The sequence below is a fragment of the Massilia consociata genome (assembly GCF_042432755.1).
Lineage (GTDB): Bacteria > Pseudomonadota > Gammaproteobacteria > Burkholderiales > Burkholderiaceae_D > Telluria > Telluria consociata.
In genome coordinates this window covers 73892-88440 of record NZ_JBHLWP010000003.1, presented here as the reverse complement: position 1 = coordinate 88440, position 14549 = coordinate 73892, and the positions used below count along the sequence as shown (strand labels likewise).

The 14549-nt window shown below is 66.0% G+C and carries 10 protein-coding genes; all 10 read right to left on the bottom strand.

The features are described from left to right. Window positions 1–73: 73 nt before the first annotated feature. Window positions 74–1579, bottom strand: coding sequence for an alpha-N-arabinofuranosidase (locus tag ACFFJK_RS01970; RefSeq protein WP_379677649.1), 1506 nt, complete (start codon window positions 1577–1579; stop codon window positions 74–76). Between the two features lie 205 nt (window positions 1580–1784). Beyond that, on the bottom strand, window positions 1785–2567 hold the full coding sequence (locus tag ACFFJK_RS01965; protein ID WP_379677406.1) for an SDR family NAD(P)-dependent oxidoreductase: 783 nt from the start codon (window positions 2565–2567) through the stop codon (window positions 1785–1787). A gap of 36 nt (window positions 2568–2603) precedes the next feature. Then, entirely contained in the window at window positions 2604–4175 is a 1572-nt protein-coding gene (locus ACFFJK_RS01960; protein ID WP_379677405.1) for an aldehyde dehydrogenase (NADP(+)), read from the bottom strand. Further along, window positions 4172–5164: an AraD1 family protein gene (gene araD1, locus ACFFJK_RS01955; RefSeq protein ID WP_379677404.1), complete on the bottom strand. Its 993-nt coding sequence runs from the start codon at window positions 5162–5164 to the stop codon at window positions 4172–4174. Before araD1 ends, ACFFJK_RS01960 begins: the two co-directional genes overlap by 4 nt. Window positions 5165–5312: 148 nt before the next feature. Then, window positions 5313–7055 (bottom strand): IlvD/Edd family dehydratase, encoded by a 1743-nt coding sequence (locus tag ACFFJK_RS01950; protein ID WP_379677403.1) that lies wholly within the window; start codon window positions 7053–7055, stop codon window positions 5313–5315. A gap of 258 nt (window positions 7056–7313) precedes the next feature. Continuing rightward, window positions 7314–8195, bottom strand: coding sequence for an SMP-30/gluconolactonase/LRE family protein (locus tag ACFFJK_RS01945; protein ID WP_379677402.1), 882 nt, complete (start codon window positions 8193–8195; stop codon window positions 7314–7316). A 3-nt stretch (window positions 8196–8198) separates the two neighbouring features. Continuing rightward, complete coding sequence (locus ACFFJK_RS01940) at window positions 8199–9272, bottom strand: aldose epimerase family protein (protein ID WP_379677401.1); 1074 nt, start codon at window positions 9270–9272, stop codon at window positions 8199–8201. A gap of 13 nt (window positions 9273–9285) precedes the next feature. After that, window positions 9286–10236: a glycoside hydrolase family 43 protein gene (locus ACFFJK_RS01935; RefSeq protein ID WP_379677400.1), complete on the bottom strand. Its 951-nt coding sequence runs from the start codon at window positions 10234–10236 to the stop codon at window positions 9286–9288. A gap of 90 nt (window positions 10237–10326) precedes the next feature. Beyond that, entirely contained in the window at window positions 10327–11679 is a 1353-nt protein-coding gene (locus ACFFJK_RS01930) for an MFS transporter (RefSeq protein WP_379677399.1), read from the bottom strand. Window positions 11680–11893: 214 nt separating this feature from the next. Next, window positions 11894–14527, bottom strand: coding sequence for a TonB-dependent receptor (locus ACFFJK_RS01925; RefSeq protein WP_379677398.1), 2634 nt, complete (start codon window positions 14525–14527; stop codon window positions 11894–11896). Window positions 14528–14549: the final 22 nt, after the last annotated feature.

The following is a 14549-nucleotide window of genomic DNA, read 5'->3' as shown; positions in this document are numbered from 1 at the left end:
CCGCACCACGTGCACGTATCGGTATGCGTACCATCCCTGAAAGCGCGGCCGGCCAAGCCGGCCACCCTACGGATTACACGTCGACCGACACGACCATCACCGACTTGGCCGGCACCTTGAGGGTCAGCTTGCCGTTGGCCGCCTTGGCGCTGTACGACACCGGCTTGATCGCCTGCGGCTTGTCGAAGGTGTTGTGCGCGTCCATCGCCTCGGCGGTCAGGACCTGGCCGGTGGCGCCCGAAACCGCCTGCCCCTTCAGGTCGACGGTCACGTCGCTGGCCTGGCGCGGGTTGGTGTTCACCAGCGCCACGTACACCTTGCCGTCCTTGCCGCGTGCGCTCGATGCGCTGATGCCCGGGATGCTCTTGTCGTTCACCGAGTAGGCCACGTCGTTGTTGACGGCGGTCGGCAGCGAGGTCGCGTCCTGGAACGGCACGTACATCTTGTAGGCGTGGTAGGTCGGCGTCAGCAGCATCTTCTCCTTGTCGGTGATGATCATCGCCTGCAGCACGTTGACCATCTGCGCGATGTTCGTCATCCGCACGCGCTCGGCGTGGGCGTGGAAGATGTTGAAGTTCAGCGCCGCCACGACTGCGTCGCGCAGGGTGTTACGCTGGAACAGGAAGCCCGGATTGGTGCCCGGCTCGACGTCGTACCAGGTGCCCCATTCGTCGACGTAGAAGCCGATCTTCTTCTCCGGATCGTTCTTGTCGAGGATGGCGACGTTGCGGCGGATGTGGCCGTCCATGCGCAGGGTCTGCTGCAGGGTCGAGAACCATTCGCTCTCCTCGAACCCGGTGGCGGCGCCCTTCTTCTCCCAGACGCCGGTCGGCAGCGTGTAGAAATGGAAGCTGATGCCGTCGGTGCCTTTGGCGGCTTCCTTGCTCAGCACTTCGGTCCAGCTGGTGTCGTCGTCGTTGCCGCCGCTGGCGACCATCTTCGGGCGGGCGCCCGGCGGCGTCTTGAGGAAGGTGGCGTAGTGGTTGTACAGGTGCGCGTAGTATTCCGGCTTCATGTTGCCGCCGCAGCCCCATGCCTCGTTGCCGATGCCGAAATAGGCCACCTTGTACGGTTCCTTGCGGCCGTTCTTGCGGCGCAGCTCGGCCAGCGTGGACTTGGTGTCCGAGGTCATGTACTCGAGCCACTCGGCCATCTCCTGCGGGGTGCCGGAACCGAGGTTGCCGTTGACGTAGGCTTCGGTGCCCAGGATCTCGACCAGGTCGAAGAACTCGTGGGTGCCGACGGCGTTGTCTTCCGCCACGCCGCCCCAGTGGGTGTTGACCTTCACCGGGCGCTTGTTGCGTGCGCCGATGCCGTCGCGCCAGTGGTATTCGTCGGCGAAGCAGCCGCCCGGCCAGCGCACCAGCGGCACCTTCAGCTCCTTCAGCGCGCCGACCACGTCGTTGCGCCAGCCGCGGGTATTCGGGATCTTCGAATCCGGACCGACCCACAGGCCCTCGTAGATGCCGGTGCCGAGGTGTTCGGCGAACTGGCCGTAGACGTTCTTGTTGATGACCGGACCCGGGCGGGTAGCGTCGATGGTGACGTTCACCTGGGCGAAGGCCGGGGCGGCCAGCATGCTCAGGGCGAGGATGGCGGGTTGGAAGGCTCTCACTATGGTCTCCTGATTATTGGTTTGAATACGCGTGAAAATCCCGTCGTTCCGGCGCAGGCCGGAACCCAAGTTTGCGTCCTTCTGGGCGAAATTGGATCCCGGCCTGTGCCGGGATGACGTGCTGGGTAAATGGGTGGACGGACATGTTGCGGCGCTCAGCCGCCACACATCACGTCCAGCCCGCGTCGACGACGAAGTCCTGGGCCGTGCACATTCGGCTGTCGTCCGCGCCGAGGAACAGCACCATGGCGGCGATATCGTCCGGCATGAGCTTGCCCGGCAGGCACTGGGCCTGCTTGATCTCGCGCTCGGCAGCCTCGTCCACCCACAGGTCGATCTGGCGCTGGGTCATGACCCAGCCGGGCGTGACGGTGTTCACCCGCACGCCGAAGGGGCCGAGGTCGCGCGCCAGGCTGCGGGTCAGGCCGATCACGGCCGCCTTGGTGGTGGCGTAGACAGGATATCCGGCGCCCTTGGCGTGCCAGGACATGGAAGAGAAGTTGATGATGGAGCCGCCGCCCTTCTTCTTCATGCCCGGCAGGACTGCCTGCGCGGTAAAGAACATCGGGCGCTGGTTGATCGCGATGCGCTCGTTCCAGTAGTCGAGCGAGACGTCCGCGATATCGTGGCGCTGGTCGTTGGCTGCGTTATTGACCAGCACATCGAAGTCGCCCAGCTGTTCGGCCAGCTCGGCCATCGTGCGCTGCAGCGCCGGAATGTCGGTGATGTCGCAGTAGCGGAAGACCGGGGCAATGTGGCCCGCATTGGCCAAGCTTGCGCACAAGGTTTCGCTGGCTTCCCTGGCGATGTCCACGAAAGCCACCACCGCGCCTTGCTCCACGAAGGCCTTCACGATCGCTTCGCCGATGCCGGTGCCGCCGCCTGTCACGAATACCCGCTTGCCCCGCAGGCTGGGGAAGCTCGCCCTGTGATGCGTCGCCGTTTGATTCATACCTGTCTCCATCTGTTCTTGTATTGTGATGCCGGCTTATTCTTTGGTCAATGCGCCGTCCTTGCGGCGCCAGATCCCGCGCGGGTTCCCGTCTTGCAGCGGCTCCGGCAGCAGTTCCCGGGGCAGGTTCTGGTAGCACACCGGTCGCAGGAAGCGTGCGATCGCACCGGTGCCAACCGAGGTGCTGCGGCCATCTGCCGTGGCCGGGAACGGGCCGCCATGGACCATCGCACTCGATACTTCGACGCCGGTCGGGAAGCCGTTGGCCAGGATGCGCCCGACCTTGCGCTCCAGCAGCGGCAACAGGGCCCGGGCATCGGCATGGTCTTCGGCGTCCATCTGCAGGGTCGCGGTGAGCTGGCCTTCGAGCACCTCGACGACCGCGCGCATCTGGGCCGCATCCCGGCACACCACCACGAGCGATGCGGGGCCGAAGACTTCCTCGTGCAGTTCGTGGCGCGCCAGGAATGCGTCCGCGCTCACGCGGAACAAGGCTGCCGCGCCCTTGCCTTCGCCGTGCTCGATGCGGGCCAGCGTGCTCACGCCGTCCGTGCCGGCCAGCGCGTCGACGCCCTTGCGGTAGCTCTCCGCGATGTTCTGGTTCAGCATGACGGCGGCTTCGGTCGCGTTCAGCGCCTCCTGCGCGGTCTTGCAGAAGGTCGCCAGGCCGGGACCGTCGATCGCCAGCACCAGGCCGGGGTTGGTGCAGAACTGGCCCACGCCCAGCACAAGCGAAGCGGCGAAGCCCTTGCCGATCTCTTCGGCGCGATGCTCCAGCGCATGCGGCATCAGGAACACCGGATTAATGCTGCTCATCTCGGCATAGACGGGAATCGGCTGCTTGCGCGCCGCGGCCACCGCCATGAGCGCGGTGCCGCCCGAGCGTGAACCGGTGAAGCCGACCGCCTGGATCGCCGGATGGCCGACCAGGGCCTGGCCGATGCCGTTGCCGGTACCGGTGAGCAGCGCGAACACGCCGGCCGGCAGTTCGCACTGCTGCACCGCCCTGGTGATGGCGCGCGCCACCAGTTCCGAGGTGCCCGGATGGGACGAATGGGCTTTCAGGACCACCGGGCAGCCGGCAGCAAAAGCGGATGCGGTGTCGCCGCCGGCGACCGAGAAGGCCAGCGGGAAGTTCGATGCCGCGAACACGGCGACCGGACCGACGCCGATCAGGTGGTAGCGCAGGTCGGGTCGCGGCGGGGCGCGATCCGGCAGCGGCGTGTCCAGGCGCGCATCACGCCAGGAGCCTTCGCGCAGCAGGTCGGCGAACATCCGCAGCTGGCCGCAGGTACGTCCGCGCTCGCCTTCGAGGCGGGTGCGCGGCAGGCCGGACTCAAGCATCGCACGCGCGATCAACACGTCGCCCAGCAGCATGATCTGGTCCGCGACGGTGTCCAGGAAACGTGCGCGCTGCTCGTCGGTGGTGGCGCGGAAGACGTCGAATGCCTCCCCCGCCAGGGCGCAGGCGCGGTCGATCTGGCCGGCATCCACCATGTGGAAGCCTGGCTCCAGGTAGTCGCGCGCGCTCGGGTCCCAGGCCTTGAAGGAACCTCCCGCGCCGCGCTCGTGCACGCCGCCGATGATGGCTTCGCCGGTGATGTTCATAAGGCCTTCACCTTCGCGAACGGGGCCTCGAGGACGGCCAGGCGGTTGCGCAGGGCCGGGCCGAATTGCGGCGACTCGACCTCGAAGGTCTCGCCGGCCTCGACCGAGATGCCGTCCGCGAAGCTCAGCGTGGCGGTGCCGAAGAAGTGGATGTGCACGTCGCCCGGACGCTTGAACAGGCCGTACTTGAAGTGGTGGTACTCGAGGTTCTCGATGGTGTGCGACATGTTCTGCTCGCCGCTGACGAACGCCTTTTCCCAGCGCACCTTGCCCTCCTTGTCCAGGATGCGCGACACGCCCGCCACGTGGGCCGGCAGTTCGCCCACCAGCAGCGCCGGGCCGAGGCCGCAGTTGCGCAGCTTGGAGTGGGCCAGGTAGAGGTAGTTCTGGCGTTCGGTGACGTGGTCCGAGAACTCGTTGCCGATGGCGTAGCCGAGACGGTACGGCTGGCCGTCGTTGCCGATCAGGTACAGGCCCGCGATCTCCGGTTCTTCGCCGCCGTCGAGCGAGAAGTCGGGCATGTCGAGTTCCTGGCCGGTGGCGCGCACGATCGAGCCGTCGCCCTTGTAGAACCATTCCGGCTGCACGCCGGCGGTGCCGGATGCCGGCTTGCCGCCCTCGACGCCCATGCGGAACATCTTCATCGAATCGCTCAAGGCGTCCACGTCGCCGCCGATCTTCTTGTGCATGGCGTCGCGCGTGTCGGCGCTGCCGAGGTGGGTCAGGCCGGTGCCGGTGACGTAGCAGTGGGCGACGTCCGGGTGGTCGAGCGGCGGCAGGATGCGGCCGGCCTGCGCCACGTCGTCGTAGTTGTAGTGGTCCGCGCCCGCGGCAGCGTCGGCCAGTTGCGCCAGGCCGGTGCCGGTGGCGATGGCCGCGCGCGCCAGGTCGAGCGTCGTGGCGTAGCCGTTGACGACGCGGATGATGTTGTCGTGCAGGATGCCGATGCGGCGTTCCTGCGATTCGGTGATGAATTGTACGAGCAGCATGAGCCCGGTCTCCCAATATTGGTGTTATTGACGATGCGAGTGTTCGAGTGGCGGCTGGACGCGCGGCCGGCCAAGCCGGCCACCCTACGGGAACGCGGCTTTCGTAGGGTGGCCGGCTTTGCCGTCCGCGCGTTCAAGTCCCGGTAAATCAGTGCGAATGCTTGGGCACCGCGGAGCCGCGGCAGCCCACCAGGAAGTCGAAGTCGCAGCCTTCGTCCGCCTGCAGCACGTGATCCAGGTAGAGCCGCTGGTAGCCGCTGTGCTGCACAGGCTTGTTGTTCTCGGCGCGGTCGGCCAGGCGGTTGCGGATCTCTTCGTCCGACAGCTCGATGTTCAGGCCGCCCCCGGCGCAATCCAGCTGAATCCAGTCGCCGTCCTTGACGATGCCCAGCGGGCCGCCGGCCATCGCTTCCGGCGCCACGTGCAGCACGACGGTGCCGTAGGCGGTGCCGCTCATGCGCGCGTCCGAGATGCGGACCATGTCGGTGATGCCCTGGGCCAGCAGCTTGGGCGGCAGGCCCATGTTGCCCACTTCGGCCATGCCCGGGTAGCCCTTCGGGCCGCAGTTCTTCATCACCAGGATGGAGTTGGCGTCCACGTCCAGGTCCGGATCGACAATGCGCTGCTTGTAGTGGTCGAAGTCCTCGAACACGACGGCGCGGCCGCGGTGCTGCATCAGGTGCGGGGAGGCAGCGGACGGCTTGAGCACGGCGCCGCGCGGGGCCAGGTTGCCGCGCAGGATGCGGATGCCGCCGTCCTCGATCAGCGGGGTGTCCAGCTTGCGGATCACTTCGTCGTTGTAGATCGGCGCGTCCTGGCAGTTCTCCCACAGGGTCTTGCCGTTGACGGTAAGCGCGTCCTTGTGCGCCAGCAGGCCGCCCTCGCCCAGGCGGCGGATCACGCCCGGCAGGCCGCCGGCATAATAGAACTCCTCCATCAGGTACTTGCCCGACGGGAGCAGGTCGACGATGGTCGGGGTGCCCTTGCCGATCGCGGTCCAGTCCTCCAGCTCGAGCGGCACGCCCATGCGGCCCGCGATCGCCTTCAGGTGGATCACGGCGTTGGTCGAGCCACCGATGGCGGCGTTGACGCGGATGGCGTTCTCGAAGTTCTCGCGCTTGAGGATCTTCGAGAGCTTCAGGTCTTCGTGCACCATCTCGACGATGCGGATGCCCGACATGTGGGCCAGCACGTAGCGCCGCGCATCGACCGCCGGAATGGCGGCGTTGTGCGGCAGCGAGGTGCCGAGCGATTCGGCCATGCAGGCCATGGTCGAGGCCGTGCCCATGGTGTTGCAGGTGCCGGCCGAACGCGAGTGGCCGGCTTCGGCCGACAGGAAATCGTGCATCGTGATTCTCCCGGCCTTGGCCTCTTCGTGCAGCTGCCAGACGGCGGTGCCGGAACCGATGTCCTTGCCGTTCAGCTTACCGTTGAGCATGGGGCCGCCGGTGACGACGATGGTCGGCAGGTCGACGCTGGCCGCGCCCATCAAGAGGGCCGGGGTGGTCTTGTCGCAGCCCACCAGCAGCACGACGGCGTCCATCGGATTGCCGCGGATGGATTCTTCGACGTCCATGGCGGCCAGGTTACGGGTCAGCATGGCGGTCGGGCGCAGGTTCGATTCGCCGTTCGAGAACACCGGGAACTCGACCGGGAAGCCGCCGGCCTCCAGGATGCCGCGCTTGACGTGTTCGGCCAGCTTGCGGAAGTGGGCGTTGCAGGGGGTCAGTTCGGACCAGGTATTGCAAATGCCGATGATCGGCTTGCCCTGGAATTCATGGTCGGGAATGCCCTGGTTCTTCATCCAGCTCCGGTACATGAAGCCGTTCTTGTCCTGGGTCCCGAACCACGCCGCCGAGCGCAGCGTGGTCTTTTTCTTCGTCTCGGACATGCATTCTCCTCGTTATCTCCGCCACGGGAGGCTGTGCGCCTCCTCTCATGTCGTGTTGTTCAGCCGTGTTGAGCAATGAGGGAAGTCTAGAATGCAGCCAGATAACTTTCCAATCAATTATTTCGCGATATTGATATCGGAATTGTTATCACAACCGTAGGGTGGACGGCTCTGCCGTCCGCGCGTTCAGCCGGTATATGCATAGCGGCGCATTAACCCGTACGACATTGGAACGCGCGGCCGGCCAAGCCGGCCACCCTACGAGTGGAGAAAACGGCTCTCGGGCAAGCCGCGTACGTCCAGCCGTTGGCTGAACACCGCCCCCGACAGCGGCGCCGCCGCCCGGTCGTTCACCGTCATGCCCAGGTGGGCGCTGGTGACGTAGAGGGTAGAAAAATCCGGCCCGCCGAACGCCGGGCAGCTCGGCTGCGGCGCGTCGAGTTCCAGCACGCGGTCCAGGCGGCCGTCCGGCGCAAAGCGCATCACGCATCCTGCGCCCCAGCGCGTGGTCCACAGGCAGCCTTCGGCATCGATGCAGGAGCCGTCCGGTTCGCCCGGCGCGGCGCCGGCCGGCACGAACACGTGCGAGGCGCCGACCTCGCCGCTGCAGGGGTTGTAGTCGCAATAGCGGATCTCGCGCGTGCTTGAATCGGCGTAATACATCCTGCGCCCGTCCGGACTGAAACAGATGCTGTTGGCGATCGCCGCATTCCCGATCGGCAGGCGCTCGAGCGTCAGGTCGAGGTTCAGGCGATAAAAGCCGCCCAGCGCCGGTTTCGGGTTGTCGTCCTGGTTGAACATGCCGAACACGAAGCGACCCTGGCGGTCGCAGCGCCCGTCGTTCAGGCGCGTGGACGGGATGTCGGCTTCGACATCGACGATGCGCCTGACCAGCCCGGTCGAGAAGGTGAAGAAGGCCAGGCCGGAGGCCAGCCCCAGCAGCAGGCGGTCGTCGCTGCCGGTGAGCGCGAACGAACACAGGCGCTCGGGCATCTGCCAGCTGGTGGTCCTGCCGGTGGACGGCGAATGCGACCACAGCGTGGATGCCGGAATGTCGGTCCACAGCAGGCGCCGGGTGCGCTCGCACCACAGCACGCATTCGCCCAGCTCGTGCCGGGCGTCGATGAACACATCCATCATCGGCTACTTCTCCGCGGACTCGACCACCGAAAAGCGGAAGCGCGATTCGGTCTGGTACACCTCGCCCGGGCGCAGGATCACGTTCGGGAAGTGCGGCTGGTTCGGCGAATCCGGGAAGTGCTGCGGTTCCAGGCAGAAGCCGCTGCGGTATTCGTAGGTGCGCCCCTTGCCGGTGAGCGAGCCATCGAGGAAGTTTCCGCTGTAGAACTGCACGCCCGGTTCCTCGGTGAACAGTTCCAGCACCCTGCCCGTCCCCGGTTCACATACGTGGGCGGCGCGCGTCATGGCTTTTCCATCGGGTTTGTTGAGTGCGAAGTTGTGGTCGTAGCCCTGGCCGTGGCGCAGCTGCTTGTCCGGCTGGCCGATGCGCTCTCCGATCGGGCGCGGCATGCGGAAGTCGAAGGGCGTACCCGTGACCGGCGACAGCGCGCCCGTCGGAATCGACTCGGCATCGATGGCGACGAAGGTATCGGCGTCGATGGTGAGCACGTGGCCCAGGATGTCGCCCGATGTGCCACCCACCACGGCCAGGTTGAAGTAGCTGTGCTGGGTCAGGTTGACCGGCGTGGCCTTGTCGGTCACGGCGCTAAAGCGCACCACCAGTTCATTGGTATCGAGGAGCTGGTAGGTGACGGTGGCATCGAGGTTGCCGGGGTAGCCCTGCTCGCCGTCGACGCTGCGGTAGTCCAGCCGCAGGCTGTCGCCGTCGACGGTGGCGGTCCATTTGACCTTGTCGAAGCCTGGAGCGCCGCCGTGCAGGTGGTTGTTGCCGTTGTTGGTCGGCAGCTGGTATTCCCGGCCGTCGAGCGTGAAGCGCCCCTTGGCGATGCGGTTGCCGTAACGGCCGATCAGGGCGCCGAAATACGGACTGTCGCCCAGGTAGGGTTCGAGCGTGTCGAAGCCCAGCACCACGTCGGCGAGCCTGCCCTCCCGGTCGGGGGCATGCAGCTCGGTGATGATGCCGCCGAAATCGATGATCTTCGCCACCAGGCCGTTCGCGTTGGTGAGCGTGAACTGGGTGATGGCCTCGCCATCCGGCAGTTCGCCGAAAGGCGCCTGCGTAATCGCTGTTCGCACGTTGATTTCGTCCTCAGTTGGTGGACGGCCGGCCGAAGACCGGCATGCCCTTGTCGTCCCAGCGCAGCGGTTTCACGAACGTGTGGCGGTCGGGATTCCAGAGCGGATCGCCGACGATCTCGGTGTACGTGCGCGCGTGGTAGACCAGCATGACGGTGTCGCTGTCTTCGGCATACGTGAAGCTGTTGTGACCAGGGCCGTAGATGCCATGATCGTAGCAGGTTCGGAAAACAGGCTCGCGCGATTTGGTCCACGAGGCGGGGTCGAGCAGGTCGGCGTCCTCGTCCGCCCACAGCAGGCCCATCGCATAGTTCTCGTCGGTGGCGCTGGCCGAGTAGCTGATGAAGATCCTGCCGTTGCGGCGCACCACCGACGGGCCTTCGTTGACCCAGAAGCCGCGCGTTTCCCAGTCGTACTCGGGCTTGCTCAGCATGATGGGCTTGCCCTCGATCTGCCATGGGGTCTTCATCGGGGCGATGTAGAGGTTCGAATTGCCCTCGATATCATGGTCCTTCTGGGCCCACAGGTAGTACAGCTGGTCCTTGTGGGTGAAGGTGGTGGCGTCCAGGCAGAAGCTGTCGATGCCGGTGTCGACCTGGCCCATGAATTCCCACTCGCCCTCCAGGGGATTGGCGCCCGTGTTGCGGATCGCGTACATGCGGTGCTGGAACAGCTTGTACTTGATCTCGCGGCTGGGGGCGGCGGCAAAGTAAATGTACCAGGCACCCTGGTTGAAATGGATCTCGGGCGCCCACACCAGCTCGCAATAGGGGCCGGTGTCGGGCTTGGTCCAGATGTCCACGGTGTCGGCCGTGGCCAGGCCGGCAATGGTGGGGGCGCGGCGCAGTTCGATGCGGTCGTATTGCGGCACCGAGGCGGTGAAGTAATACCAGCCGTCGGTGTGCTTGTAGATGTAGGGGTCGGCGCGTTGCTCGATCAGGGGTTTCAGTACGGTTTCTTGCATGGTGTGCTCTGGAGCTGGTGGTGTGCTTGCAAACTTGGATCCCCGCCTGCGCGGGGATGACGATCTGCCGCTAACAATGAGAAAAGACTTTCAACTGGCGACGTAGCCGTTGGTGCGCATGTCGGCCTTGACGGTGTCGTAGTACTTGTCGCTGATACGGTACTTGAACATCAGGGCGCCCATCAGGAAGTGGAAGAAGCCCGGGATCACCGACAGCATCAGGGCGATGCCCTGCAGCGCCAGCGCCGACTGTTCCTGGTTGGGCTGGTACTGGAAGTAGTCCAGCAGTACGCCGACCATGCCGCCCGCGACCGCCATGCCGGCCTTCTGGCAAACCGAGATGCCGCCGAAGGCGAAGCCCGAGACGCGCTTGCCGGTCTTTACCTGGCCATAGTCGATGGTCTCGGCGATCGCCGACCAGAACACCGGCGCATGCAGGTCCACCACCAGGGACAGGACGAAGTACAGGACGAAGGCCAGCACGATGTCGCCCGGCTTGACGAGGAAGTAGATCATCAGGCTGAGGACGGCGACAAGGATCTGCGTGTTGCGGAACAGCTTGACCTTGCAGTAGAACTTGGTGGTCCAGGTGGAGACCACCATGGCCAGGATCGCAGCCGCCACGCCGGTGGAGAGGAAGGCCGACACGGTGGCGGTGTCGCCGCCCAGGTAGTACTTGGCATAGTAGATCGCCACCGAGCCGCGGATGACGTAGCCGATGGTGCCGGTCACGCACACGGCGCACAGGATCAGCCACTGGTCGTTCCTGAGCAGCACGCGCACCTGGTCCATCAGCGGCTGCTTCTCGACCTTGTGGACCACGCGCTCGGTGGTGGTGAAGAAGCACAGCAGGAACAGCAGCACGCCCATCGCCGCCATCACCGCCATCGCGGCCTGGTAACCGGTTGCCGGGTTGTCGGCGTCCCACCAGCTGGCCAGCACCGGCACGATGATGGTCACCATGAAAGCGCCGATCTTGGCGAAGAACAGGCGGTAGCCGTTGGCCGACAGGCGCTCCTGCGGGTCGGACGTCAGGCCGCTGATCAGGGAGATGTAGGGGATGCCGACGCCCGCCGTCATCAGGGTCATCAGGATGTAGCTCGCGTAGGCCCAGACCAGCTTGGCGTCGTAGCCCCAGTCGGGCGTGGAGAAGACGAGGAACACGCTCACGCCGTAGGGCACCGCGAGCAGCAGCAGCCAGGGCCGGTAGCGTCCCCAGCGCGTCAGGACGGCGTCGGTCATCTGCCCCATCGCCAGGTCGGCGACCGCGCCGACCACCTTCACGGCCACGAACAGCGCCGCCAGGTCGCTGGTCTTGAGGCCGTAGATGTCGGTGTAGAAGAAGGTGATGATCAGCATCATCGACGAGATCACCACGTTGAGCGCCATGTCGCCTGCGCCGAAACCCACTTTTTCGAGGGTGGAGAGTTTTTGAGTTTGCATGCTGCGCCTTCCCCTTTGAATCACCTGTCGGCATCGCCGAAAACAACTTTGCATTGCCTCATGGCGCTCAATTACGCACCGTAGGGTGGCCGGCTGTGCCGGCCGCGCGTTCAACCAACGGCCGCACAGCGCTAACCGTGCTTTCGTCGGACGCGCGGTCGGCGAAGCCGACCACCCTACCTGTTCGAGCTGTCATCCGCCATGGTGGAGCAGCCTAGTTACGCCAGCGCAGCGCCAGTCCTACCACGCGGTCGTAGCGGCGCACGTCGCGCGGCAGTTCCGGTACCGTGTGATAGTCGTGGTAGGCCTGGTCCAGCAGGTTGCTGCCGTCGAGCGTGATGGTCAGGTTGTCGGTCAGCTTGTACGAGATCGACGCGTCCAGGGTCTTGAGCGGATCGACCACGATCGCGTGCGGCGTGCCGCGGTAGTTGTACTCGGCCGTGAAGCGGTCGCGCCAGCTGTAGGCCAGGCGCGCAGACCACTTGCCGTATTCGTACAGGCCCACCAGGTTGGCCGAACGGCGCGACATGCCGGCGAAGGTGTTGATGGTGCCGTCCGCCTCGGCCAGGCCGCCGTCCATGTAGGTGAAGTTCGCCTGCGCGCCCAGGCCACTCAGCCAGCCCGGCAGGAAGGTGTAGAACTGCTGGTAGGCCAGTTCCGCGCCCTTCAGGTTGCCCGACACGGCGTTGTACGGGCGGCTCACGTTGTAGGTCGCGCCGTCGTGGACTTCCGGACGGGCGGTGCGGCGCAGGTAGTTCTCGTACTTGTGGTGGAACAGCGTGCCGGTGAGCGAGCCGGCCGGCGCGAAGTACCACTCCAGCGCCACGTCGACGTTGCGCGCTTCCTGCGGCTTGAGGTGCGGGTTGCCAGCGGTGCCGGTCGCCAGCGTGGTGGTGGTCGACGGGAACAGCACCAGGCCCGGGTTGAAGTCGCCGAACGGCGCGCGCTCGATGGCCTTGCTGGCGGAGAGGCGGCCCATCAGGTCCTGGCGGAAGTGGGCGCGCATCGACAGGCTCGGCAACACGTCGCTGGTGGTCGAGGACACGGTGGTCGGCGAGACCACGCCGTTGTTCGACGAGTAGCCGCTGATCGTCTGCTTGGTCTTCACGTAGCGCGCGCCCAGCGTGCCGTCGATCGGCAGGGTCCAGGCGTCGAAGCCGAAATTCAGCTTGGCGTAGATCGCCTGGGTCTTCTCGCGATCGGCGTAGTAGGACAGCGGATCGTCCGGACGCGGACTCGAGTCGCCACGGATGGCCTGGCGGATGACGCCCGTGTTATTCAGCAGGAAGTCCGCGCACGGAGCGTAGAACTGGTTCATGCCGTAGTTGCCGCCGGTGGCCGGGCTGGTGCAGTTCAGGCCCTGGAAGCCGGCGACCTTGATCGCGCCCGGGCCCCACTGGTCCGGCGCGGCCGCGTAGTTGCCCAGTTCATGCACGTAGGACGCGAAGCGCTCGGCGATGCGCGCGCCGCCGCTGACTTCCTTGATGAATCCGTCCGCTTCCGGCACCCAGCTCACGTCGCCGCGCCAGTCGGTCGCCGCGCCGCGCGAGCGGTTGTGGTTGTCGAACATGGCGAACATGGTCCAGGGGCCCGGGTCGGTCATGTCCACGCCCGGATAAGTGAGGTAACCGCCGCCGTCGCGCACGCTGGCGGAGATCGGCTTGGCCGCATTGCGGATGGTGTCGAGGATCGGGTTTTTCTGCGTGTACTTGCTGACGGTGCGTACCAGCTCCGAGCTGACGCGCACGCCGTCGACCGGCTTCCAGATGGCGCCGATCGCGCCCTGGTGGCCTTCGGACATATCGCGCCGCGCCTGGGTCGAGCTGAGGGTGAAGGTGTTCACCATCGGGTTGCTGATCGACTCCAGGTAATTCGTACCGGAAATCGCGGTGACGGTCGACGCCGGATTGTTGATCGGCAAGTCGCCCACGAAGAAGATGCTCTGCGAGTCGTGCTCGATCCTGGTCGAGAAACTCTCTGCATAGACCTCGAGATCCCGGCTCGGACGCCACTGCGCCGACAGGTTGCCGGCCAGGCGCTCGCGATCGCCCCCCGACATCACGCGGCCCATCGAGGGCGCGCCCATGATGCCGCGGTCGATCTCGCGCGGCTCGCCCACGAAGGCGGTTTCGTCATGGTAGCGGCCGCGCTGGTAGGACAGGCCGCCCAGCAGGCCGATCTCGCCGATGGCGCTCTTCCAGCGGTTCGACAGCATGCCGGAGACGTTCGGATCGATCTTGTCGGCCTTGTCGCGGTGCTCGGCGCGCACGTTGATCGCGGTCTGCTGGCCCTTGAAGTCGAACGGGCGGTTGGTGCGCACGTCGATCACGCCCGAGGTGCCGCCCTCCACCATGTCGGCGCCCTGCGATTTATAGACGTCCACGCGCTGCAGCATGGCCACCGGCACGTCGGCCAGGAACAGGCTGCGGCCCGCCGCGGTGAACATCTCGCGGCCGTTGTACAGGGTCGTGATGCCGCCCAGGCCGCGGATGACGACGTTGCCGGCTTCGCCGCCCTGGCGGATCACCTGCACGCCCGGCACGCGGCCGAGGATCTCGGCGACGTTCTTGTCCGGGAACTTGCCGATGTCGTCGGCGACGATGGAATCGACCACCTGTTCGGCGTTGCGCTTGATCGTTTGCGCGCTCTGGGCGGCCTGGCGGGTGCCGGTGACCAGGACGACGGCGTCGGCCGGCGTTGCGGCGGGCGTGCCGGCGGCAGCGATTTCCTGGGCGCCGACGGTGGCGCTGCTGATCAGGCCGGCGCCGGCAAGCGCGGCGACCGTGGTGCGCAGCGCGAAGGCGTGACGGGAACTGGCCGTGGCACGGCCGAAGGATGTGCGTTTCATACGTCTCCTGTTGTCGTTTTAT